Origin of the sequence: Pandoraea terrigena (assembly GCF_902459705.1) — a bacterium.
In the GTDB taxonomy this organism is placed as follows: Bacteria; Pseudomonadota; Gammaproteobacteria; order Burkholderiales; family Burkholderiaceae; genus Pandoraea; species Pandoraea terrigena.
The window spans coordinates 94,695-115,834 of the sequence record NZ_CABPRU010000014.1; the positions used below are offsets into that span (position 1 = coordinate 94,695).

Annotated in this window: 19 protein-coding genes; 4 read left to right on the top strand and 15 right to left on the bottom strand. The window is 66.1% G+C overall.

What is annotated here, in order from left to right:
• Positions 1-49: 49 nt before the first annotated feature.
• The 4 genes from ahpC to PTE31013_RS21780 form a co-directional block, all read right to left on the bottom strand.
• Positions 50-613, bottom strand: coding sequence for an alkyl hydroperoxide reductase subunit C (gene ahpC / locus PTE31013_RS21765; RefSeq protein ID WP_150614723.1), 564 nt, complete (start codon positions 611-613; stop codon positions 50-52).
• Between the two features lie 189 nt (positions 614-802).
• Positions 803-1,480 (bottom strand): NHL repeat-containing protein, encoded by a 678-nt coding sequence (locus PTE31013_RS21770; protein WP_150614724.1) that lies wholly within the window; start codon positions 1,478-1,480, stop codon positions 803-805.
• A gap of 44 nt (positions 1,481-1,524) precedes the next feature.
• Entirely contained in the window at positions 1,525-2,745 is a 1,221-nt protein-coding gene (locus PTE31013_RS21775) for a helix-turn-helix domain-containing protein (RefSeq protein ID WP_150614725.1), read from the bottom strand.
• A 216-nt stretch (positions 2,746-2,961) separates the two neighbouring features.
• Positions 2,962-3,204: a hypothetical protein gene (locus PTE31013_RS21780; RefSeq protein WP_150614726.1), complete on the bottom strand. Its 243-nt coding sequence runs from the start codon at positions 3,202-3,204 to the stop codon at positions 2,962-2,964.
• 241 nt (positions 3,205-3,445) lie between these two features.
• On the opposite strand from PTE31013_RS21780, the gene PTE31013_RS21785 reads away from it, so the two are divergent.
• Positions 3,446-3,883 carry a MarR family winged helix-turn-helix transcriptional regulator gene (locus tag PTE31013_RS21785; protein ID WP_150614727.1) on the top strand — a complete coding sequence of 146 codons (438 nt, stop codon included), beginning with the start codon at positions 3,446-3,448 and terminating at the stop codon, positions 3,881-3,883.
• A gap of 13 nt (positions 3,884-3,896) precedes the next feature.
• Positions 3,897-5,705 carry a chloride channel protein gene (locus PTE31013_RS21790; RefSeq protein WP_150614728.1) on the top strand — a complete coding sequence of 603 codons (1,809 nt, stop codon included), beginning with the start codon at positions 3,897-3,899 and terminating at the stop codon, positions 5,703-5,705.
• 52 nt (positions 5,706-5,757) lie between these two features.
• On the opposite strand, the gene PTE31013_RS21795 is transcribed toward PTE31013_RS21790, so the two are convergent.
• Together PTE31013_RS21795 and PTE31013_RS21800 are read right to left on the bottom strand one after the other, a co-directional pair.
• A complete protein-coding gene (locus tag PTE31013_RS21795) occupies positions 5,758-7,134 on the bottom strand; it encodes an MFS transporter (protein ID WP_150614729.1) in 1,377 nt (458 codons plus the stop codon).
• 267 nt (positions 7,135-7,401) lie between these two features.
• Positions 7,402-8,580, bottom strand: coding sequence for a 4-hydroxybenzoate 3-monooxygenase (locus PTE31013_RS21800; protein WP_150614730.1), 1,179 nt, complete (start codon positions 8,578-8,580; stop codon positions 7,402-7,404).
• 279 nt (positions 8,581-8,859) lie between these two features.
• Here PTE31013_RS21800 and PTE31013_RS21805 point away from each other — a divergent pair, with 279 nt between their 5' ends.
• The gene (locus PTE31013_RS21805; protein WP_174978668.1) at positions 8,860-9,789 is read left to right on the top strand and encodes a helix-turn-helix domain-containing protein; all 930 of its coding nucleotides are present in this window, start codon (positions 8,860-8,862) and stop codon (positions 9,787-9,789) included.
• 97 nt (positions 9,790-9,886) lie between these two features.
• Here PTE31013_RS21805 and pcaD read toward each other — a convergent pair whose 3' ends face one another.
• The 5 genes from pcaD to pcaH form a co-directional block, all read right to left on the bottom strand.
• Positions 9,887-10,693 carry a 3-oxoadipate enol-lactonase gene (pcaD, locus tag PTE31013_RS21810; protein ID WP_150614732.1) on the bottom strand — a complete coding sequence of 269 codons (807 nt, stop codon included), beginning with the start codon at positions 10,691-10,693 and terminating at the stop codon, positions 9,887-9,889.
• A 13-nt stretch (positions 10,694-10,706) separates the two neighbouring features.
• Positions 10,707-11,132, bottom strand: a complete 426-nt coding sequence (gene pcaC / locus PTE31013_RS21815) for a 4-carboxymuconolactone decarboxylase (protein ID WP_150614733.1) — start codon at positions 11,130-11,132, stop codon at positions 10,707-10,709.
• Positions 11,129-12,505 (bottom strand): 3-carboxy-cis,cis-muconate cycloisomerase, encoded by a 1,377-nt coding sequence (locus PTE31013_RS21820; RefSeq protein ID WP_150614734.1) that lies wholly within the window; start codon positions 12,503-12,505, stop codon positions 11,129-11,131. Before PTE31013_RS21820 ends, pcaC begins: the two co-directional genes overlap by 4 nt.
• 140 nt (positions 12,506-12,645) lie before the next feature.
• Positions 12,646-13,236: a protocatechuate 3,4-dioxygenase subunit alpha gene (gene pcaG, locus PTE31013_RS21825; protein WP_150614735.1), complete on the bottom strand. Its 591-nt coding sequence runs from the start codon at positions 13,234-13,236 to the stop codon at positions 12,646-12,648.
• 3 nt (positions 13,237-13,239) lie between these two features.
• Positions 13,240-13,950 carry a protocatechuate 3,4-dioxygenase subunit beta gene (gene pcaH / locus PTE31013_RS21830; protein ID WP_150614736.1) on the bottom strand — a complete coding sequence of 237 codons (711 nt, stop codon included), beginning with the start codon at positions 13,948-13,950 and terminating at the stop codon, positions 13,240-13,242.
• Positions 13,951-14,069: 119 nt separating this feature from the next.
• On the opposite strand from pcaH, the gene pcaQ reads away from it, so the two are divergent.
• A complete protein-coding gene (gene pcaQ / locus PTE31013_RS21835; protein WP_150614737.1) occupies positions 14,070-15,017 on the top strand; it encodes a pca operon transcription factor PcaQ in 948 nt (315 codons plus the stop codon).
• Positions 15,018-15,053: 36 nt separating this feature from the next.
• On the opposite strand, the gene PTE31013_RS21840 is transcribed toward pcaQ, so the two are convergent.
• The 4 genes from PTE31013_RS21840 to PTE31013_RS21855 are packed head-to-tail and all read right to left on the bottom strand — an operon-like array spanning position 15,054 to position 21,101.
• The gene (locus PTE31013_RS21840) at positions 15,054-15,956 is read right to left on the bottom strand and encodes an amidohydrolase family protein (protein WP_150614738.1); all 903 of its coding nucleotides are present in this window, start codon (positions 15,954-15,956) and stop codon (positions 15,054-15,056) included.
• Complete coding sequence (locus PTE31013_RS21845) at positions 15,953-17,692, bottom strand: acyl-CoA dehydrogenase family protein (protein WP_150614739.1); 1,740 nt, start codon at positions 17,690-17,692, stop codon at positions 15,953-15,955. Before PTE31013_RS21845 ends, PTE31013_RS21840 begins: the two co-directional genes overlap by 4 nt.
• 1 nt (position 17,693) lies before the next feature.
• A complete protein-coding gene (locus PTE31013_RS21850) occupies positions 17,694-19,589 on the bottom strand; it encodes a feruloyl-CoA synthase (protein WP_425495585.1) in 1,896 nt (631 codons plus the stop codon).
• Positions 19,590-19,649: 60 nt separating this feature from the next.
• Positions 19,650-21,101: an aldehyde dehydrogenase gene (locus tag PTE31013_RS21855; protein WP_150614741.1), complete on the bottom strand. Its 1,452-nt coding sequence runs from the start codon at positions 21,099-21,101 to the stop codon at positions 19,650-19,652.
• Between the last annotated feature and the right edge of the window lie 39 nt (positions 21,102-21,140).

Below are 21,140 nucleotides of genomic sequence, written 5' to 3' on the forward strand. Positions count from 1 at the left end.
AGGCGCGGCGCTCGCAGCGGCGATCGTGCGTGGCGGTGATCGGAAGCGCTTAGATCTTGCCGATCAGGTCGAGCGACGGACTCAGCGTTTGCGCGCCCGGCGTCCACTTGGCGGGGCAGACTTCGCCCGGGTGCGCTGCGATGTACTGCGCTGCCTGCACCTTGCGCAGCAATTCCTTCGCGTCGCGACCGATGCCGTTGTCGTGAATTTCACACAGTTTGATCTCGCCTTCCGGGTTGATCACGAACGTGCCACGCAGCGCCAGCCCTTCTTCTTCGATCAGCACGTCGAAGTTGCGCGAGATCGCGAGCGTCGGGTCGGCCACCATCGGATACTGGATCTTCTGGATCGTGTCCGACGTGTCGTGCCACGCCTTGTGTGTGAAGTGGGTATCGGTCGACACGCTGTAGATCTCGACGCCCAACTTCTTGAATTCGTCGTAATGATCAGCCAGATCGCCCAACTCGGTCGGACACACGAAGGTGAAGTCGGCCGGGTAGAACACCACCACTGACCACTTGCCCTTGAGCGTTTCGTCGGTCACGGTGAGGAAATCGCCATTGTGGTAAGCGTTGGCTTTGAACGGCTTGACTTGGGTGTTGATGATCGGCATGTCGTTGTCTCTCTGACGGGGTGGAAAGTGTTGACAGTATGCCGATTGCTATCGATTAACAAAAATTGATTATTAAAATCTATGCAATTAACTCAGGCTATCGGCGCCGATAGCCTTCCCGCCTACCTCCGCCCGCTTCGTCAAGTGCTTCCTGCCGCGTCAGACCGGCCGTTGCCCGACGCTCGGTGCTCAGCGCTGCGGATAACGCACCGCACGCACCTTGCCGCTCGCGCCACCGCCGCAGAAGAAGAGATCGGCGCCGTTGTGCTCCAGGCCACTCACACCAGTGCCCTGCGGCATCGCCACGCGCATGAGCACTTCACCGCTGGCGGGATCGACCTGGCGCAGTTCGCTCTCGTCGTTCTCCCACGTGCCGTGCCACAGTTCATCGTTCACCCAGGTCACCCCGGTCACGAATCGGTCGGACGCGATGCTGCGCAACACGTGCCCGGTGGCGGGATCGACCTGCAGGATGCGGCGATCGCGATATTGCCCGACCCACAGACTGCCTTCGGCCCATGTCAGCCCCGAATTGCTGCCGCTATCCGGCGCGGGAATCGACGAGACGACCTTGCCGGTCGACGGATCGATCTTGTCGATCCGCGACTCGGCGATCTGGTAGAGATGCGTGCCGTCGAAGGCCGTGCCGGCATCGCTCGGGGCGTCGATCATGCGATGAATCTGGCCGTTGGCGGGATCGAAGGCAATCAACGTGTCGCCCGTCGCGGTCCACACCTGCCGGCCGTCGAACGTGACGCCATGGATGCGCTCGTTGTCCGTGAACGGGCCGTACTCACAGGCGATATCGGCCGCCATCACGGCGGCGGGGGGAAGCGGTCGTTCCAGTCGTTGCAGTTTGCTTGTCATGTCAGGCTCCGGTTGTGACGCCGTCGTCGGCGTGCAAGTCCACTCTAGCCAAACGACCATCCAACAGGGAGTAACAATGTCGTCGTGAATTCGGTGAGCGGCGGCGAAGTCCACCGACGCGCCCTTGCGCGGCCGAGCGCGCACACACGGCCCTCTTCCTCCAGCGCGGCCAATGCGCGTTGCACCGTGCGTTGACTCGCGCCAAGGGCAAGGGCCAGGGCGGACGTCGACCACGCGGCCCCGTCCGACAACAGGGCGACGAGCGACGCGCGATCGCCATCGATGGGGGGCAGCAACACCGCCACCGCGTGCTCGCCCGGCGTGCGCAGCACGAAACCGCGCGGCGTCGCGTCAATGTGGGCGAGTCCCTTGAGCACGGCGCGCAGACGGCCCATCTCCACGCGCAGGCGAGCGCGGTGGGTGTCGTCGGGACGCCGCAGTCGAAACGCTTGCGCGATCAGCGTGTCACGGTCGACGTCGCCGGGCCAGGCGCGCGCGAGTTGCAGCGCCAGGGTGAAGAGCGCCGGACGCCGCGCCAGCGGTCGCCAACGATTGCCAGCACGGATACCACGCCGACAGGCATCGACGACGAGCGCATCCGAATGCAGCAGTCGCGCCACCTCGTCAAGGATCAACGCGCGCTCGCCGCCGGGCTGCGCGAGGCGAGCGGCCGGTCGCGCCAGGGCCGCGCGGACCGTCTCGACCTCTGCGATCAGCGCGGGGATGTTGGCCGCCGACGCGGCCGTTTGCGCGTGAGCGAGCATGGCACGCGCCTGCGCGATGCGCAGTGTGCGAAGCGCCAGCTCGGCGCAGATCAGCGCATGTCCGGCGACGAGGCGCGCAGGCATGGCGTGCGGCGGGGTGTCCTGCAGCGCTTGCGAAGCGGCGTCGAGCTTGCCGAGCAACACCAGGCGGCGCGCGAGGACCAGACGCGCAAGCATGGCATTGGGCATGTCCGCATGCGCGAGCAGCGCGGCGGCGGCGGCGTTCAGAGATCGCGTCGACCCGCCAAGGTCGCGCATGGCGAGCGCGACTTCGGCGTCGGCGACAACACATCGGGCGCGTGCGAGGGCTTCATGCGGGCCGAAGCCTCGCGCCGCCCGCTTGAACAGCTCTCTCGCGCGCCCGAACTCGCCCAACTGCGCCATCGCGATGCCACGTAGCGCGAGCGCGGGCGGGTCGTCGCGCAACGCGATCCGGCGCAACGCGCCAAGCGAATCGCCCGCAGCCAGCGCACGGGCCGAGGCAGCAATGAGGGAGTCCATCGCGCGATATTACCTCGCACGCAATGCGATGCCGCCGGAGCGACCACACGCGTGCAATGCCGGCGCGCGCCAGCGATGTGCCCCCCGGGCATCACAGGCGGCGCACCAGATCGCGACGCGACCCGGGGCGCGGTGCCCATCGGCCGGCGTCACGTGTTCCAGAATGGAAATGCCTCGCCCTGCACCGAGGCGCGGCCGGCATGCCATGTGGACAAGTCAATGGGGCTGAGAGGCCGCGTCGCCGCGACAATCGCGCCCGGAACAGGACGATGCCGCATTGCGGGCATGCACCCCCGACCCGGACGACGTGCCCTGACGTCCGAAGCCGATCTGCTGGAAAACGCCGCCGCCCAGTTCAAAACCGGTGGCGTAGTGATAGGCGGCCACTGTGGAGCCGAGCGCCACCGATAGCAACAACAACGTTCCCGTACGCCAGCGGCGTCGGACCGTGGAAGCCATGTCTCCTCCCTGTCAGAGGTCGGCCCGCCTGAACGATGCTCGTCACCTATCTTCGGCGACCAGACCTTCATCGTCCCGGCGGGGATCGAGTTCCCGTCACTGCTGAGTCTCGTTTTTTCGCGATTCTGCACGCACTAGGCCCCATTTGTCATCCCGGCTATCCCTAAGCCCGCCAAATGTATCGCGATATGATATATTTTTTCGTTTTTGGACTTCCCGGCGTCTCTCGCCCACCCGACTCATGCCTGCGCCTCCCTCGTCCGATCCGCCGGTCACCGCCGACGCGCTGACCAAGAGCGATTTCGAAGCCCTCTCGGAATTCCGTTATCGCCTGCGTCGATTTCTCAATTTCAGCGAATCCGCCGCGCGCGACGAAGGCATCACGCCGCAGCAATACCTGTTGCTGCTGCACGTCAAAGGTATCCCGGGACGCGACTGGGCGTCCATCCGTGAATTGGCCGAGCGCCTGCAAGCCGTGCATCACAGCGTGGTGGCGCTCGTCGCCCGCTGCGAGAAAGCCGGGCTGGTCACGCGCCGCCAAAACGAAAGCGACCGGCGAGTGGTGGAAGTGCACCTCTCGGCGGCGGGCGACGCGTGTCTCATGAATCTCGCCGCCCAGCACCGTAACGAGTTAAGCACCTTTGCGGACATCTTCCACATTCGTGGCGTTCATTTGTAATCACGGCATTGCCATGGCATCGCTTCCCCATTCCCCTTCGCCTCATTCAACCGCGGCCGCGCCCGCCCACGCACGGGATTTTTCACGTGCACCGGGTCTGCCGCGACTCCTTGCGCTTGCCGCAGTCATCGGTTTTTGCGGCGTTCCCGCCGCATGGCTGCTGCTGCACCTGATCCAGGGCTTCACCAACCTCTTCTTCTACCAGACGCTCTCGTTCGCGCCTCGCTCGCCCGCCGATAACACGCTCGGCCCAGCCGTCATCGCACTCCCGGTCATCGGGGGACTGATCGTCGGCGCGATGGCCCGATTCGGCAGCGACAAGATTCGCGGCCACGGCATTCCCGAAGCCATCGAGGCGATTCTGTTCGGCAAGAGCAAGATGTCGCCGCGCGTCGCCATCCTCAAACCGCTGTCCTCAGGCATCGTGATCGGCAGCGGCGGGCCGTTCGGCGCGGAAGGCCCCATCATCATGACCGGGGGCGCGGTCGGTTCGCTCATCGCCCAGTACTTCCATCTGAGCGCCGCCGAGCGCAAGACGCTGCTCGTCGCCGGGGCCACCGCCGGGATGACGGCGGTATTCGGTACGCCGGTCGCTGCCGTGCTGCTCGCCGTGGAACTGCTGCTTTTCGAATGGCGACCGCGCAGCCTGCTGCCGGTGATCGCCGCCTGCGCGGTCGCAGGGTTCGCGCGGCCGCTGATGCTCGATGCCGGTCCGCTCTTTCCCATGGCGGCCTCCGTCGTCGCGCCCATCGCGCTGATGTCGTGCGTGATTGCCGGGGTGTGTGCGGGCATCCTTTCCGCCGGCATGTCGCGCGCCCTCTACGCCATCGAGGACGGCTTCCACAAGCTGCCCGTGCACTGGATGTGGTGGCCGGCCATCGGCGGCGTCGCCATCGGCATTGGCGGCTATCTCCAGCCACGTGCGCTGGGGGTGGGCTATGACGTCATCGCGGACCTGCTCGCCGGACATTTCACGCTGCACGCCGCGCTGGCGTTGCTGGTGGTCAAGGCGATCATCTGGGCGATTGCGTTGGGATCGTGCACGTCCGGTGGGGTGCTCGCCCCGCTGCTCATGATCGGCGCAGGACTCGGCACGCTGCTCGCCCCGGTACTGCCCGGCGGCGATGTCTCACTGTGGGCGCTGGTGTGCATGGCGGCCACGCTCGCGGGCGTGCTCGGTGCGCCGCTGACAGCCATCGTCTTCGCCCTCGGCCTCACACACAACGTGAATGCACTGCTGCCGCTGTTGCTCACTTGCGGCATCTCGTACGGCATCACGATCTGGATCATGCCGCGCTCGATCATGACGGAGAAGATCGCGCGACGTGGCCGTCACATCCATCGCGAGTACGGTGTCGATCCGCTGGAGCGCCTGCACGTTGGCGAGTTGATGACCCGGGAGCCGGTGTCGCTGGCCGCCGACATGCCGATCGACGAGGCGGCGCAACAAGCCTTCGGCGCGGGCCAGCGCCATCGCGCCTATCCCGTGGTCGACGCCGGGCACGGCGTGCTGGGCATGGTCGACCGGCAAGCGCTCACGCGCGCCCAGACGCAGGGGTTACAAACGCTGGGCCAGTTGTACGGCGCGAATCCGCCGCTCGTCGCCCTGGCGTCGGAGACCGGGCGTATCGTGTCGGCGCGCTTCGCCGCGCATCACCTGGAACGCCTGCCTGTCGTGAGCGATGCCATCTCACGCACACTCGTCGGCATCATCAGCCGCAGCGATCTGGTCAAACCGGCCGAGCACTGGCGCGCGGAAGAAGAAGTGCGCGAGCGCATGCTTCATCTCGGACGCCGACGCAACGGACCCTCGATACGATGACGCGCCGCCAACCAAGGTTGACGGCGCGCCAGCAGGCAACGAGAGGCAAACGTCAGTGCATCGGCGTGGAATGGCGCGCGTCGCGCGACGAGGCCGGCGGGTTGCCGCTGGCCTGCTCCCAGGCGTTCTTGGCGAGCAGCGCGACGGTGGCGATCACGGCCGGAATGGCCAGCAGCGAGAACGTCGCCGCAAATCCCATGTGACGGCGCATCAGCTCCGCACCCAGCAACGCACCGGCAATGCCGCCGAAGCGCCCCACACCGAGCATCCAGGCCACGCCCGTGGCGCGACCGTGCGTCGGATAGAACATCGCAGCCAACGACGGCATTGACGACTGCGCACCGTTCATCGCCGTGCCGGCCAGGAAGATCAGGACGACCAGCGCACCGATGTTGCCCATCGCCTGCCCGACCGCATACACGAGCACGGCCGTGATCGCGTAGCCCACGGCCACCACTTTCTGCGCGTTGAACTTGTCCATGCACCAGCCCGACAGAATCGTGCCGATGCCGCCGCCGAGCGGGAACAGCGCCGTAATCAGCGCGGCACGTTCGATGCTGAAACCGGCATCCTTGAACAGGAGTGGCATCCAGCTCGTGAGCAGATAGAAGATCACGAGTCCCATGAAGTAGGTGACCCACAGCATCAACGAGCCGAAGCCATATTGCTTCGAGAGCACCACGCCGACGGCCGAACCGGCCTGCGTCGGCGCGGCTTCATTGACTGTAAACAGGCCGACGTCGTCCAGCGGCTCGCCGGAAATCCGCGACAGGATGCGGCGCACGCGCTCGATCGGCTTTTGACGCACGACGAGAAACTTGACCGACTCCGGCAAGCACAGGAGAAGCAGCGCCGAGAGCACCAGCGGCAGCACGCCACCGAGCACCAGCACGCTATGCCAGCCGAAGTGCGGAATCAGCCACGAGGCCACGAATCCGCCCGCCGACGCGCCCAGCGGGAAGCCGCAGAACATGGTGTTGACAACGACCGCGCGGCGCGTTTGCGGCGCGTACTCGGAAATCAACGTCACGGCGTTGGGCATGGCCGCCCCCAGTCCCAGGCCCGTCAGGAAGCGAAGTGCTGTCAGTGTCTCGAGATCCTGGGCGAACGCCGTCGCCAGGCTCGCTATGCCGAAGAAGACCACCGAGAGCACCAGCAACGTCTTGCGCCCGAGCTTGTCGGCGAGCGGTCCGGCAAAAATTGCCCCGCCCGCCAGGCCGAAGAGCGCCGCCGAAAGGACCGGGCCGAGCGAGCCTCGGTCAATGTGCCATTGCTGCACCAGCGACGGGGCGATGTAGCCGATGGCTGCGGTATCGAAGCCATCGATGGCGACGACGAAGAAACACAGGATCAACACCAGCCACTGGTAGCCGGAGAATCGGTGTGCATTGATATAGGTGGGCACATCCACCGTTCGCGTCTGATTCATGAAACTGTCTCCTCGGGGCGTGGCCGCCCCGGCTGTCGTCGCATTGTTATTCTGGATTTCGCCGCCGCGGATGCGCGCGCCTCTGCTGGGGGCGGCGCACGTGTCGGCCAACGTGATGCGATGGGTTGCGGCGTCGATTTTCTGCCGCTACTGTAAGGCCTTCACCGGGTCGTCAAAATGATCTTTCGTCAGATCATCCATAACGGACGGTTATACGCACGACCAAGCAGGCACCGGCGCCTGGGCGCCGATGCCCCGCTCGCCGCCTCAAGCCAGCGGCAGCCCCACGTAGTTCTCGGCCAGCATGAGCGATGCCGCGCGCGAGCTGACAACGTATTCAAGCTCCGAGCGCTGCATCTGTTGCTCGAACGGTGTGGCGTCGTCGAGGCGGTGCATCATGCGCGTCATCCAGTAAGAGAAGTGCTCCGCGCGCCAGATCCGCTTGAGCGCCGCCGCCGAGTAGCCCTGCAAACCGGCGTCGTTGTCGCGGTGGAAGCAGTCGTCGAGCGCACGTGCCAGGCGCCACACGTCGGCCACGGCCAGGTTCATGCCCTTGGCGCCCGTCGGCGGCACGATGTGCGCCGAGTCGCCCGCCAGGAACAAGCGGCCGTACTGCATCGGCGTGGCGACGAAGCTGCGCATGGCAATCACATTCTTCTGGAAGATCGGCCCCTCCTTGAGACGCCAGCCGTCATGGCTTTCCGTGCGAGCGTGCAGTTCGTGCCAGATGCGCTCGTCGCTCCACGTCTCGGCGCGCTCGCTCGGATCGCATTGGAAATACATACGCTGCACCGTCGGGGAGCGCGTGCTGATCAACGCGAAGCCGCGCTCATGGGCCGCGTAGATCAGTTCCTCCGACGATGGCGGTGCCTCCACCAGCACGCCGAACCAGCCGAACGGATACACGCGCTGGTACTCCTTGCGCACCGAGGCGGGCATGGCCTGACGGCACACCCCGTGGAAACCGTCGCAGCCTGCGATGAAATCGCACGTCAGCCGCCGCATCTGGCCGTCTACCGTGAACTGCACGCTCGGTTGCGTGCTATCGATGTCATGCGCCGAAACGTCCGACACATCGAACAGAACCTCGCCCTGCACGGCCTCGCGCGCCGCGATCAGGTCTTTGATGACTTCGTGTTGCGCGTAGACGGCAATGGCGCGGCCCGTCAGCTCGGTAAGCGCAATGCGATGGCGCTGTCCTCCGAACGCCAGCTCCACGCCGTGATGCACGGCGCCCTCGCGACGCATGCGCTCGCCCACGCCTGTCTCGTTGAGAATGTCCATCGTGCCCTGTTCCAGCACACCGGCGCGAATGGTCGACTCGACGGCGGCGCGCGAGCGCGATTCGAGCACGATCGATTCGATGCCTTGCAGATGCAGCAGATGGGAAAGCAGCAGGCCGGCGGGACCGGCACCGACGATGACGACGGGGTAATGGGTACGCATGCGTTGTCTCCTGTAGTGGCATTGCCCACGCCCGACACACCCGTGCCGGGGGATCTCGCGACAGGTCGACCGCCTGCGTGCGGCTTGCATTTCTATGCTGCCTTGCGCTCGCTGCACCAAGTTAGGACTGCGCGTAAACGAGCATGCCTGAAGCGGTGTTCACGCCTTGTCACGAGGGGCGAATGCGTCATATCTTATGGATCGCGCGCGTCACCTTGAATGGATGAATCGACGCCTTTCTTGTACTTTTTCGACAACTTGAACCAAGGGAAAACCAGTATGACAGGCGCGTCATCCCGGCTGCGCGCGGCGCGCGAGACGATTCCGGAATTTTCGCTGTACGGTGAATTGACCGGAACGGACAGTGCCGATTTCGTCCATATCGAATGGATCGAAACGCGCAGCCGCCTCTATGACTGGCATATCGACACGCATCGACACCTGGGACTGTTCCAAGTGCTGGCGATCTTCGAAGGCACGGTCGAGGCAAACGTCGACGACGCCACGTGGGAGGTGCAAGGCCCGGCCGTCATCACGGTGCATCCGTCGGCGGTCCATAATTTCCGCTTCTCTCGCGGCGCGCACGGCTTCGTGCTGACGATGGCGCAGAGCGTGCCGTTCGATGCCGCACTCGGTGCCGACGCCGACATGGCGTCACTGCTGCGCAAGCCGTGGCTCTTCGCGCTGGGCGATGCGCCCCAGACGCGCGACCGCCTCTACACGCTGCTCGGTCTGATCATGGACGAGTTTTCGCGCCCGCAACTGGGGCACGCGGAAATGGTGGGATGGCTCACGCGCAGTGTGCTGTTGCTGCTCGCGCGATTGCATGCGCATCACGATTCGGCCACCCGGGCCGGGCGCACGGAGCTGGATCTGTTCGCGCGCTTTCGCGCGCTCGTCGAAACGCATTACACCGAAGCGTGGGCCGTGCCGGCCTACGCCGCGCGACTGCATGTGACCGAGAGCAAGCTCAATCGGTTATGCCGTCGCATCGCGGGAAAATCGGCCTTCGATCTGGTGCAGGACCGGTTGATGCTCGAAGCGCGCCGCAAGCTGATCTACATTCCCGCGCCAGTCTCGCACGTCGCCTACGAACTCGGCTTCCAGGATCCGGCGTACTTCTGCCGCGTCTTCAAACGCCATGTCGGCGTCACGCCGTCGGCCTTCCGTCGTACGGCGCAACACGCCCACCTCGGCGACGCCGCGTAAGCACCGCGCCGGGTGAGCGGGTCAGCGCCGTCCAAAGCCCATCCCCCCACCGATGCACCGACGGGTCGATTCCGTCGATGCCCCGGCGCGCCGGGGCTTACGCGTTGGCCGGCACCGACACGCGCAGGAAGCGCAGCAGCGCCTCGGTCACGGCCGGGGCACACTCGATGTTCGAGAGGTGCGCCCCCGGCACGACGATCTGCTGCGCGCCGGGGATGCGCTCGAGCATGGCGCTCGACATCGTGGGCGGCGTCGCCAGATCCTCCGAGCCGGTCACGATCAGCGTCGGCGCGGTGATCGACGCAATCTCGTCGAGCTGATTCATATCGCGCACGGCCGCACATGCCCCCGCGTAGCCCTGTGGCGAAAGCGAGCGGAACATCGCCTTCATGCGCTCGACAAGCGCAGGCGCCTGCTGTGCGAACGCCGGCGTGAACCAGCGCGACACTACAGCGTCGGCGACCGCGCTCATGCCATCGGCCTGCACGGTGCGAATGCGCGCATTCCAGCCATCCTCGCCGCCGATATGCGCCGACGAGCACACGATGGCGAGACGCTCGAGGCGCTGCGGTGCATGAATCCCCAGCCACATGCCCGTCATGCCGCCCATCGACACGCCCGCCACGCTGGCGCGCTCGATATGCAGCGCATCGAGCAGTGCGATCACGTCGCGTCCGAGTTGGTCGATGACATACGGGCCCGGCGTGACGGACGAGCCACCATGCCCGCGCGCGTCATAACGGATCACACGGAATTCGCGGGCAAGCGCCGGCACTTGCGGCGCCCACATGTCGAGCGTGGTGCCCAGCGAATTGGACAGCACCAGCGCCGGTGCACGCTCGTCGCCGTCGATCGCCACGCGCAGCGTGGCGTCGCCCACCTCGATAAGGCGTTCCATCGTCATTCGATTCGTCTCCTCAACCTTGAACGTCGATACGTGCACGGGTCGTCGACCCCGGCTCGGCGGCTTCCATCTCTGCGAACACCGTCTCGGCGTCGTGGATCGCCTGATTTGCGGCAGGCAAGCCGCAATACAGCGCGGCGTGCATGAACAGTTCCTTCATTTCCTCGCGCGTCACACCGTTGTTGAACGCGGCGCGCACATGCATGCGGAACTCATCGCCGCGATTGAGGGCGATGAGCAGCGAAAGCGTCACCATGCTGCGCATATGGCGTGTGAGGCCCGGGCGCGTCCAGATGTCGCCCCACGCGAAGCGCGTGATGAAGTTCTGGAAGTCGTCGTTGAATTCGTTACGGCGTGTAAGGGTGCGGTCCACGTGCGTGTCACCCAGGACAGCGCGGCGCACCTGCATGCCGTTGTCGTAGCGTTCCTGATCGTTCATGTTGATTTCCTGCCGGGTTGGGATGGCGCCACAGTGGCATCCGCAAGCGCGAGGACCTGGCTCACAAACGTCTCGGCAGCACCCAGATAATGTTGCGGGTCCGTCAGTCGCTCAAGCGTCTCGACGCCGAGGATGCGGGTAATGTCTTCGTCTTCGCGCAGCACATCGAGCAGATGACGCTGCTGCGCGAGCGCATCGCGGCAACGCGCCTCGACACGCCGATGGGCGTCGAGACGCCCCATCGTTTCGCCCAGCGCCATCGTCACGGCCTCGGCCATGATGAGTCCGTGCGTGATGTCGAGATTTGCCCGCATGCGCGTCGTGTCGACCGTCCAATCCTGCACGAGCGTGCGTGCGGTGGCCAGCGCACCGCCGCACAGCATCAGCAATTCGGGCAGCGTTTCCCACTCGGCGTGCCAGGTCCCCAGACCGCGCTCGTGATCCTGCTGCATCGCGACGAACAACGTGGCGGCGAGTTGCGGCGTACGGGTGGCCGCGGCGAGAATCGCCGCACAGCCGACCGGATTGCGCTTGTGCGGCATGGTCGACGAACCGCCCCGCCCGGCCCCGGAAGCCTCGGCAATTTCGCCGACTTCGGTTTGCGTGAGCATGGCCGTGTCGCGCGCGAACTTGCCGAGCGAGCCCGTCAGCGCAGCCGCCCAACTGCCTGCGCGCACGATGCGATCGCGCTGGCCGTGCCACGGCGTGGCCGCCTGCGCCAGGCCGAGGTGGCGCGCGAGCGCGGCGGCAACGGCGGGGCCCTGCGTGCCGAGCGACGCCAGCGTGCCGGCAGCCCCCCCGAATTGCGCGCACAGCACCTGTTGGCGCACGTTCGCGAGATCGGCGCGCGCGCGCAGCAAGGCGTCGAGCGTGCCCGCGAGCTTGAGGCCGAACGTGATCGGCAAGGCGTGTTGCAGCCACGTGCGGCCGACCATGACCGTCGCGCGATGCTGCCGGACCTGCGCGGCGAGTTGAGCGATGAGGCTGTCGAGATCGGCGCCCAGGTCGTCGAGCGCGCCACGCACTTGCAGGATGAGACCGGTGTCGATGGCATCCTGACTGGTGGCGCCCCAGTGCACGAAGCGAGCGGCATCGGCATCGCGTGCTTTCACGCGCGCCGTCAATTGCTTGACGAGGGGAATGGCGAGGTTGCCCGCGCCGGCCGCTGCGTCGCGCAGGGCGGCCCAGTCCAGTTCACTGGCGTGGGCGGCGGCGGTAATCGGGGCAACAGCGGCGGCCGGGATCACACCGGCCTCGGCTTCGGCAGCCGCCAGCGCCGCTTCGAAGTCGAGCATGCCTTGCAGCGTGGCATCGCGCGAGAAGCGCGCCGTCACGGCGGCGCCGCGCAGCAAAGAGTCAAGCAGTTCCGTCATCGGAGCGTCGATGGTGGTTAGGGTTGAGTGGGGCCGGGTCGCCCTGTTACGTTGCGAAAATGCTGAGACGGCCACGGGCCGGCGGCACTTGCATGCCGACAGCCCGAAGCCGCGCCAGTGTCAGCCTTGCACGACCAATGTCAAAGGTCGAGGAAAACCGTCTCCTCGTCTCCCTGCATGCGGATGTCGAACCGGTACGACACACGGCCGCCATTCACCTCGCGGCGCGCGATCAGCGTGTGCCGACGCTCGGCCGGCACTTGTTGCAGCACGGGATCGAGCGCATTGGCCGCTGCCTCGTCATCGAAATAGATACGCGTAAACAGATGATTGAGCAAGCCCCGCATCGTCAGGATCACATCGATGCGCGGCGCTTCCCCCGGCGCGACTACGCCCGGCTTGATCGTCTCGAAGACGAACCGGTGCTCGGCGTGCGTGCCGGTGCCGCAGCGGCCCGTGCCGGCGAAGCCGGTGCGCTCGATATCGTCGGCGCTTTGCACGTAGTGGCCGGCAGCGTCGGCCTGCACGACCTCGATCAACGCGTCGTTGATCGGATGACCGGCGCCATCGAGCACCTGCCCGACGAGACGGATGGCCTCGCCTTCGGCACGATCGAGCGCCACCACGGGCGTGAAAGCGCTCTTGAAGTCGTAACGGTACTGCTCCGGCGAGAGGCCATAGGCGAAATACGGGCCGACGGTCTGCGACGGCGTTTGCGAGTAATCGGACATGGCTCAGGACTCCATCGGCGTTTGGTCGGCACCGCGCAGGACGATGTCGAATTCGTAACCCAGCGCGTACTCGGGCTCGGTGATATCCATCGAGAAGCGCGCAATCAGACGGTCGCGGGCATGCGCCGGTGTGGCCTGGAAAATCGGATCGTAGCCGAGCAGCGGATCGCCCGGGAAGTACATCTGCGTCACGAGCCGGGTCGCGAAATACTCACCGAATACCGAGAAGTGCAGATGCTGCGGACGCCACGCGTTCTGATGGTTCTTCCACGGATAGGCGCCGGGCTTGATCGTCAGGAATCGGTAGCGGCCCTGCGCGTCGGTCAGGGCACGGCCGGCACCGAGGAAGTTCGGGTCCAGCGGGGCGTCGTGCTGGTCGACCTTGTGCACGTAGCGGCCGCACGCATTGGCCTGCCACAGCTCGACGAGCGTGTTCGGCACCGGACGGCCGCCTTCGTCGAGCACGCGGCCCGTGACGATCATGCGCTCGCCAAGCGGCTCGCCGTTACGCACGGCGTTGCGCGTCAGGTCGCTATCGAGCGCCCCGACGATGCCATGACCGTAGACTGGCGAGCGCAGGTTCGCGAGGTTCTGCTTGACGGGCACGAGCAGTTGCTTGGGGCCGCGCAGCGCCGTGGACTTGTACCCGCTGTCGATCAGCTTGGGATGCGAATCCCAGTCGCGGGGGCGCAGGACGGTCGTCGAATTCGACATGGTCTCACTCCATTTTGTGTTGACGAATCTGGCTTGGCGCCAGCTTGTTTTCGACACTATATCCATAATCATTGGATATATTTATTGACATTTTCTTGGGTTTTTCATAACTTTTCGTCATGGAAAAACATCGACTCGACGGGCGGATCAAGCTTCGCCATCTGCAATGCCTGCTGGCCGTCGCCCAGCATGGCAGCCTGCAGCGCGCCGCGGAGGCGCTGTCCATTACGCAACCGGCCGTCAGCAAGACCATTGCCGAACTCGAAGGCTTGCTGGGCGTGCGCCTGTTCGAGCGCGGACGCAACGGCGCGCGCCCCACCGCGCAGGCCGAGCTGTTCCTGCGGCATGCCGGCGCAAGCGTGAGCGCCCTGCGCCAAGGCATCGACGTGCTCTCTCGTGCCGTCGGCCAGACGGGCGGTGTGATCGAGATAGCCGTGCTGCCGACCTTGGCCGCCGCCATGATGCCCAGCGCGCTCGAAGCGTTCCGACGCGAATGGCCGGGCATCGTCGTACAGGTGCACACTGGCGCCAACCAGCAGTTGCTCACGCAATTGAAGTCTGGGCAGGTCTCGCTGGCGCTCGGCCGGATGTCCGACCCGGAGGGCATGGTGGGCCTCACGTTCGAGCACCTGTGCGCCACCCCGCTTTGCGTGGTGGTGCGTCCGTCGCATCCGCTCGTCGAGCAGCGCAGCGTGTCGATGGCCGACGTTGCGAACTATCACGTGGTGCTGCCCCCCCACGGCACGATCCTGCGGCACACCGCCGACAGCTTCTTGCGCGCGCATGGCGTGGGCATGCTCGACGACTATTCCGAGTTGCTCTCGATGTCGCTCGCCCGCGCGATGGCCCTGCGCGACAACGTCGTGTGGATCGCCTCCGAAATCACCGTGCAGGACGACCTTGCCGACGGCGTTCTGTGTGCCCTGCCGTTCGCGACGAAGGGCACCGAGGAGTCCATCGGCATTCTGTGGCGCAACGACACCGTTCCGACCCCGCCGGAGCAGACGCTCATCAGCGCCATGCGCGACGCCGCACGTGTGCGCTATGGCACACCCGGCGTACCTTGACGGCCGCATGCCGGCACCTGTCACGTCCGCCACGCGTTACGCCGTCGTCGCCACGCGCTGCGTGCCCGCAAGCCCGAGCATGCGCACCGCGTTGTCCTTGAGCACAAGCGGCTTGACCTCGTCGCGAAACCCCACCGTCTCGAAGTCGCGCAGCCACCGGTCCGGCGCGATGAGCGGAAAATCCGAGCCGAACAGCATCTTCTCGCGCAGCAGCGAGTTCGCGTACTGCATCAGCTCCGGCGAAAAATACTTCGGCGACCAGCCCGACAGGTCGATGTAGACGTTCGGCTTGTGCAGCGCAATGGACAGGGCTTGCGATTGCCACGGCCACGACGGATGCGCGATCACGATGTTCATGTCCGGGAAGTCGGTGGCCACGTCGTCGAGATGGATCGGCTCCGAGAACTTGAGCCGCAACCCGCCGCCGCCCGGCATGCCCGAGCCGATACCGGAATGGCCGCTGTGAAAGACCGCCGTGAGCTGGTATTCCGCGATCAGCTCGTACATCGGGTAGGCCATGCGGTCGTTGGCGAAGAACCCCTGCATGGTGGGATGAAACTTGAAGCCGCGCACGCCGAATTCCTCGACGAGCCGCCTCGCCTCGCGCACCCCCATGCGTCCCTTGTGCGGATCGATGCTGGCGAACGCCATCATGATGTCCGCGTTCTCCTGTGCGAAGCCGGCGATCTCCTCGTTCGGAATTCGGCGACGACCGATGTTCGCCTCGCAATCGACGGTAAACATCACGAAGCCGATATTGCGCTCGCGGTAATGGTCGATGGTTTCGGGAATCGTCGGGCGGCGATTCTGCTTGAGCACCGTGCCGAAATATTTGTCAGCTGCATCGTCGAACGCCTTGCCAAACAGATCCGGCGGCTGGCAACACGACACTTCCGCGTGCACGTGCGTATCGATGGCGATGAGTTTTTCGAGATTCATTCGGCCGTCTCCGGATCGTGGATTTGCGCGACGACGATCGCCATCGCACGACGTGTCTCCGGCAGGTTGAACTTCAACCAATAGCGCGCGGCGCGGCGTTTCGCCTCGGCGGTGGGCCCCTGGACGCGATGGGCCGCCAGCGCCGCGTGCGCCCAGACGCCGGCCATCGACAAACCATGCACCACGCGCATCACCTCGCCCGCGACACACAACGCCGCGCGGGGCGACGTTCTCGCCAGCGCGATGACCGACGGCATCAGGGACGTCCAGTCGTCGAGCGCCGCCAGTGCGGCCTCGAAGCCACGGAGCGTGTCGACGGCGCACGCTTCGCTCACCTGCGCTCGCGCCCACGTCAGCCATTGCGACAGCGTGGCGCCATCGTCCTTGACCATCTTGCGCAGCACCAGGTCGATGGCCTGTATCTCGTTGGTCCCCTCATAGATCATCGGGATGCGCGCGTCGCGCAGAAACTGTGAGATGCCGGTCTCTTCGACATAACCGTAGCCCCCGAAGACCTGCAATGCATCGCTGGCGCCCTGGAAGGCCTGCTCGGTGAGCATCGCCTTGACGACCGGGGTGAGCAGCGCCGCCAGCGCTTCGGCCTGCGCGCGGGCCGGCGGTGTGTCGGCATGATGGGCCTCGTCGATGGCGAGCGCCGCGCGATACAACAACAGTCGCGCGCCCTCGAGCGCGACGCGCTGCCCCTCGAGCAAGCGCCACACCGCCGGGTGCCCGGCGATGGGTGCCCCGGCGTCAGCGCCCGGCACCCGCGACTGCACGCGCTCACCGGCATGCCGCACGGCCATGTCGTAGGCGCTCTGCGCCAGTCCGACGCCGGACGCGCCCACATGCAGCCGGGCCGAGTTCATCATCGCGAACATCGCCTCGAGTCCTCGATGCGGCGCGCCGATCAGATAACCGGTCGCGCCCTCGAACGCCATCGAGCACGTGGCACTTCCGCGAATCCCCATCTTGTGCTCGATGCCGGTGCAACGCACGGCATTGCGCTCGCCATTCGCGAGTGTCTTGGGCACGAGAAAGAGCGACAACCCGCCGCTGCCCGGCGGGGCGTCGGGCGTACGCGCAAGCACGAGATGGATGATGTTCGGCGTGAGATCCTGCTCGCCGCCCGAGATGAATATCTTCTCGCCGGTCACGCGCACGGTCTCTCGCTGCGCATCGCTCCATTCGGCGCGCGTGCGAATCTGCCCCAGATCGCTGCCCGCACCCGGTTCCGTCAACCCCATCGTGGCGAGCCATTCGCCGCTGACCAGCGGCCCCAGCCAGGCGTCGCGCAACGCCGCGCTGCCGAACCGATGCACGCATTCATATGCGCCGTGAAGGATGCCCGGGTACATCGTCCAGGCGAGATTCGCGCCGGCCGTCAGTTCCTGTACCGCCACCTGGGCCACGACAGGCAAGCCCTGTCCGCCCAACGACGGATCGCACGGCAGCGACGGCCAACCGGCGTCGCGATACTGGCGATAGGCATCGGCAAAGCCGCTGGGCGTGCGCACCTCGCCGTCGCGCCACGTGCAGCCCTCACGGTCGCCCACGGCATTGAGCGGCGCGAGCACTTCGCGTGAGAAACGGGCGGCTTGCTCGACCACCTGGACGAGCGTGGCCGTGTCGAATTCGCGGAACGGCGCGAGGCGCGTCAACGCCTCACCGACGCCGAGCGTGTCCAGCACGAACGCGATATCGTCGGCCGCGCGGATCGATTGCGGAGCGTGCATGTCAACGCCTCGCAGGAGCGAGGATGACGCGCGCGTCGCCCGCTTGAGCGGCGTGCAACGCATCGACGGTCGCGGCACGCTGGTCCTGCACGGCCCGCTGGTTGATCGATCCCTTGTCGGTGACTTCGCCCCGGTCGAGCGAAGGCGCGGTGTCGAGCAATATGAGGCGCGCGACATAAGTGGCGCTACCGCCGGCACTTGCGTTGAGCCGTGCGAGCAATGCCGAGAACGCTTCACGCACGGGGCCGCTTGCCAGCACCTCGCCCAGCGGCGCCTGCGACGGCAGACCGCTCAGCCGCCGGCAATCCTCGACACGCGGGAACACCATCAAGCCGATATCGTCACGGTTGATGCCGGTGACGACCGCATCCTGCACATAGGGCGCCCCGTCCGAGATCACGCGAGCCCGCAATGGCCCCACACTCACGAACGTGCCGGAACTGAGCTTGAAATCTTCGGTGATGCGTCCGTCGAATTGCAGGCCGACCTCCGGGTGCTGCGCGTCGACGAACGTGGCGGCATCGCCGGTGCAGTAGTAGCCCTCGTCGTCGAACACCGGATCGGCCGGCGGGTGACGCCAATAGCCGGCCATGACGTTCGGTCCGCGAAAGCGCACTTCGCGCTTGCCGCCGACCGGCGCGAGCTTCACTTCGCAGCCGGGCGCGGGCAAGCCAATGTAGCCCGCGCGCATGACCGGCCCGGTGGTGAACATGCAGCTCGGCGACGTTTCCGTCATCCCCAACCCCGACATGATCCGGATGCGCTCGCCGCAATGCGCCTCGGTCACGCGCTCAAGTCGGTCCCAGGCCGCCTGAGACAGCCCGGCACCGCCGAAGAAGTAGAGATTCACACGGGCGAAGAAGCGCTCGCGCAGGGCGGCGTCGTTCTCCAGTGCGATGGCGAGGTCCTCCCATCCCTTCGGAACGTTGAAATACACGGTCGGCGAGATCTCTCGCAGATTGCGCAACGTCTCCTCGAACTTGCCCGCCACCGGTTTGCCGTCGTCGATGTACAGCGTGCCGCCGTTGTAAAGCGCGATGCCGACGTTGTGGCTGCCGCCGTAGGTGTGATTCCACGGCAACCAGTCGACCAGCACGGGCGGTACCTCGCCGAAGGTCGGGAACGTTTGCAGCAACATCTGCTGGTTGCTGCACAGCATTCGCTGGGTAGTCGGCACCGCCTTCGGCTGGCGGGTCGAACCGGACGTGAAGAGGATCTTGGCGACGGTGTCGCCGTTGACTTGCGCGTGAATGGCGTCGATGTCGCGTGGCACGGTATCGAGCAGTGCATCGAAGGCCAGCGTGCCCTCGTCGCCGCGCGCGGTGACGCGTACGACATTGTCGTCAAGCACGGCATCCATGGCGCGACCGTAGGCGCGCTCGTCAGTCGCATACACCAGTCCCGGGCGCAGCAATCCCAACGTATGACGCAGCTTCCCGAAGTCCGTCGACACGATGGAATACGCCGGGGAAATCGGCGCGAACGGCACACCGGCGTACATCGCCCCGAGGGCGAGCTGGAAATGTTCGAGGTCGTTGCCGGAGAGGATCGCGATGGGGCGTTGCGGCGACATTCCGCGATCGCGCAATGCCTGACCAATGGCGCGCGCACGCTGCAGCATCTGCGCATACGTGATGCCGATCCATTCACCGTCGGGGCCGCGTCGCGCCACGAGCCACCGCTCCGGGTGCTGGTCGGCGCCCGAGACGAGCCGGTCTGTGAGCCGCTGCGGAAAGTCGCCGAGCGGCTCGCGCGAGCGCAGATACCAGCATTCGCCATCGCGAATCACGTCGACCCCCGGGTTACCGATGGCGACCTGGCGGTAGCGATGCGCCACCACGTCTTGCGTGACGGCTGTAGTGTTGCCTTGATTCAAAACACTGTCTCCTGCTTCGATCCCGCCGCGGCGCTCTCTCGGTAGCGTCCGCGCGCGGGCACAGCCTCATCCTGCGAACGATCAGATCGGGTAATGGCGCGGCGTGGTCTGCACCGTGATCCAGCGCAGTTCCGTGAATTCGCCAATCGACGCCTTGCTGCCGAAACGGCCATAGCCACTGGACTTCACGCCACCGAACGGCATCTGCGCTTCATCGTGCACGGTCGGGCCGTTGATGTGGCAGATGCCCGATTCGATGCGCTTGGCCAATTGCAGCGCACGCGACACATCTCGGCTGAAGATGGCGGCCGACAAGCCGAACTCGCTATCGTTGGCCGCGCGCACGGCCTCGTCGTCGCCGTTCACACGCTGGATCGTCACCACCGGACCGAACGACTCCTCGCGATACAGGCGCATCGCCGGGGTCACGCCGTCGACAATCGTCGCCTGCATGATCGCGCCGTCGACGCGGCACCCCAGCGGCAGATGCGCGCCGTGCGCGCGGGCATCGTCCACCAGCGCCGCCACACGCGATGCCGCCTGCGCACTCACCATCGCACCGAGCACGCTGTCGGGCGACGTCGGCGCCCCGGCGCGCAACGTCGCCGCCTTCGCCGTGAGCTTCTCGACGAAGGCATCCGCGATGCCCGCATCGACGATCACCCGCTCGGTCGACATGCAGATCTGCCCCTGATTGAAGAATGCGCCGAACGCAATGCCGTCGACCGCGGCGTCCAGATCCGCGTCATCGAGCACGAGCACCGGGGCCTTGCCGCCCAGTTCCAGCAGCGCCGGCTTGAGATGCTCCGCGGCGAGGCGCGCGATGATACGACCGACGTGCGTCGAGCCGGTAAAGTTCACGCGTCGGACGGCCGGATGCGCAATGAGTCGTGCCACGATCTCGCCCGCGTCCTGCGGCGCGTTCGTCACGACATTGACCACCCCGTCGCCCAGCCCCGCATCGTGCAGACATGCGCCGATCAATGCATGCACGCCGGGGCATTGCTCCGACGCCTTGAGCACGACCGTGTTGCCGCACGCAAGCGGCATGGCGAGCGCGCGCGTCGCCAGGATCACCGGCGCATTCCACGGGGCGATGCCGAGCACCACACCGACCGGCGCGCGCACCGCCATCGCGAGACTGCCGGGCACGTCGCTCGGGATGACACTGCCGTCGATCTGCGTGGTCATGGCCGCCGCTTCGCGCAACATGTTGGCCGCGAGCATGACGTTGAAGCCGTACCAGTTGGCCATCGCGCCGGTCTCGGCAGCCCCGATGGCGATGAACTCTGCCGCGCGCGCGTCCATGCGCTCGGCGGCCGCGAGCAAGCGTTGGCGACGCGCCGTCGGCGACAGCGCCGCCCAGGCGGGAAAGGCCGCCTGGGCCGCATCGACAGCCGCGTCGGCATCCGCCAGCGTGGCAGCCGGCGCCCGTGTGGCGATTTCGCCCGTCACCGGATCGACGCGCTCGAACGTCGCTCCACCCTGCGCGCCACGCCACTGGCCACCGATCAGCATCTGCACTTCATGCATTGCGCTCTTCCTCTCTCCGGTCACTGATGAACGTCGCGT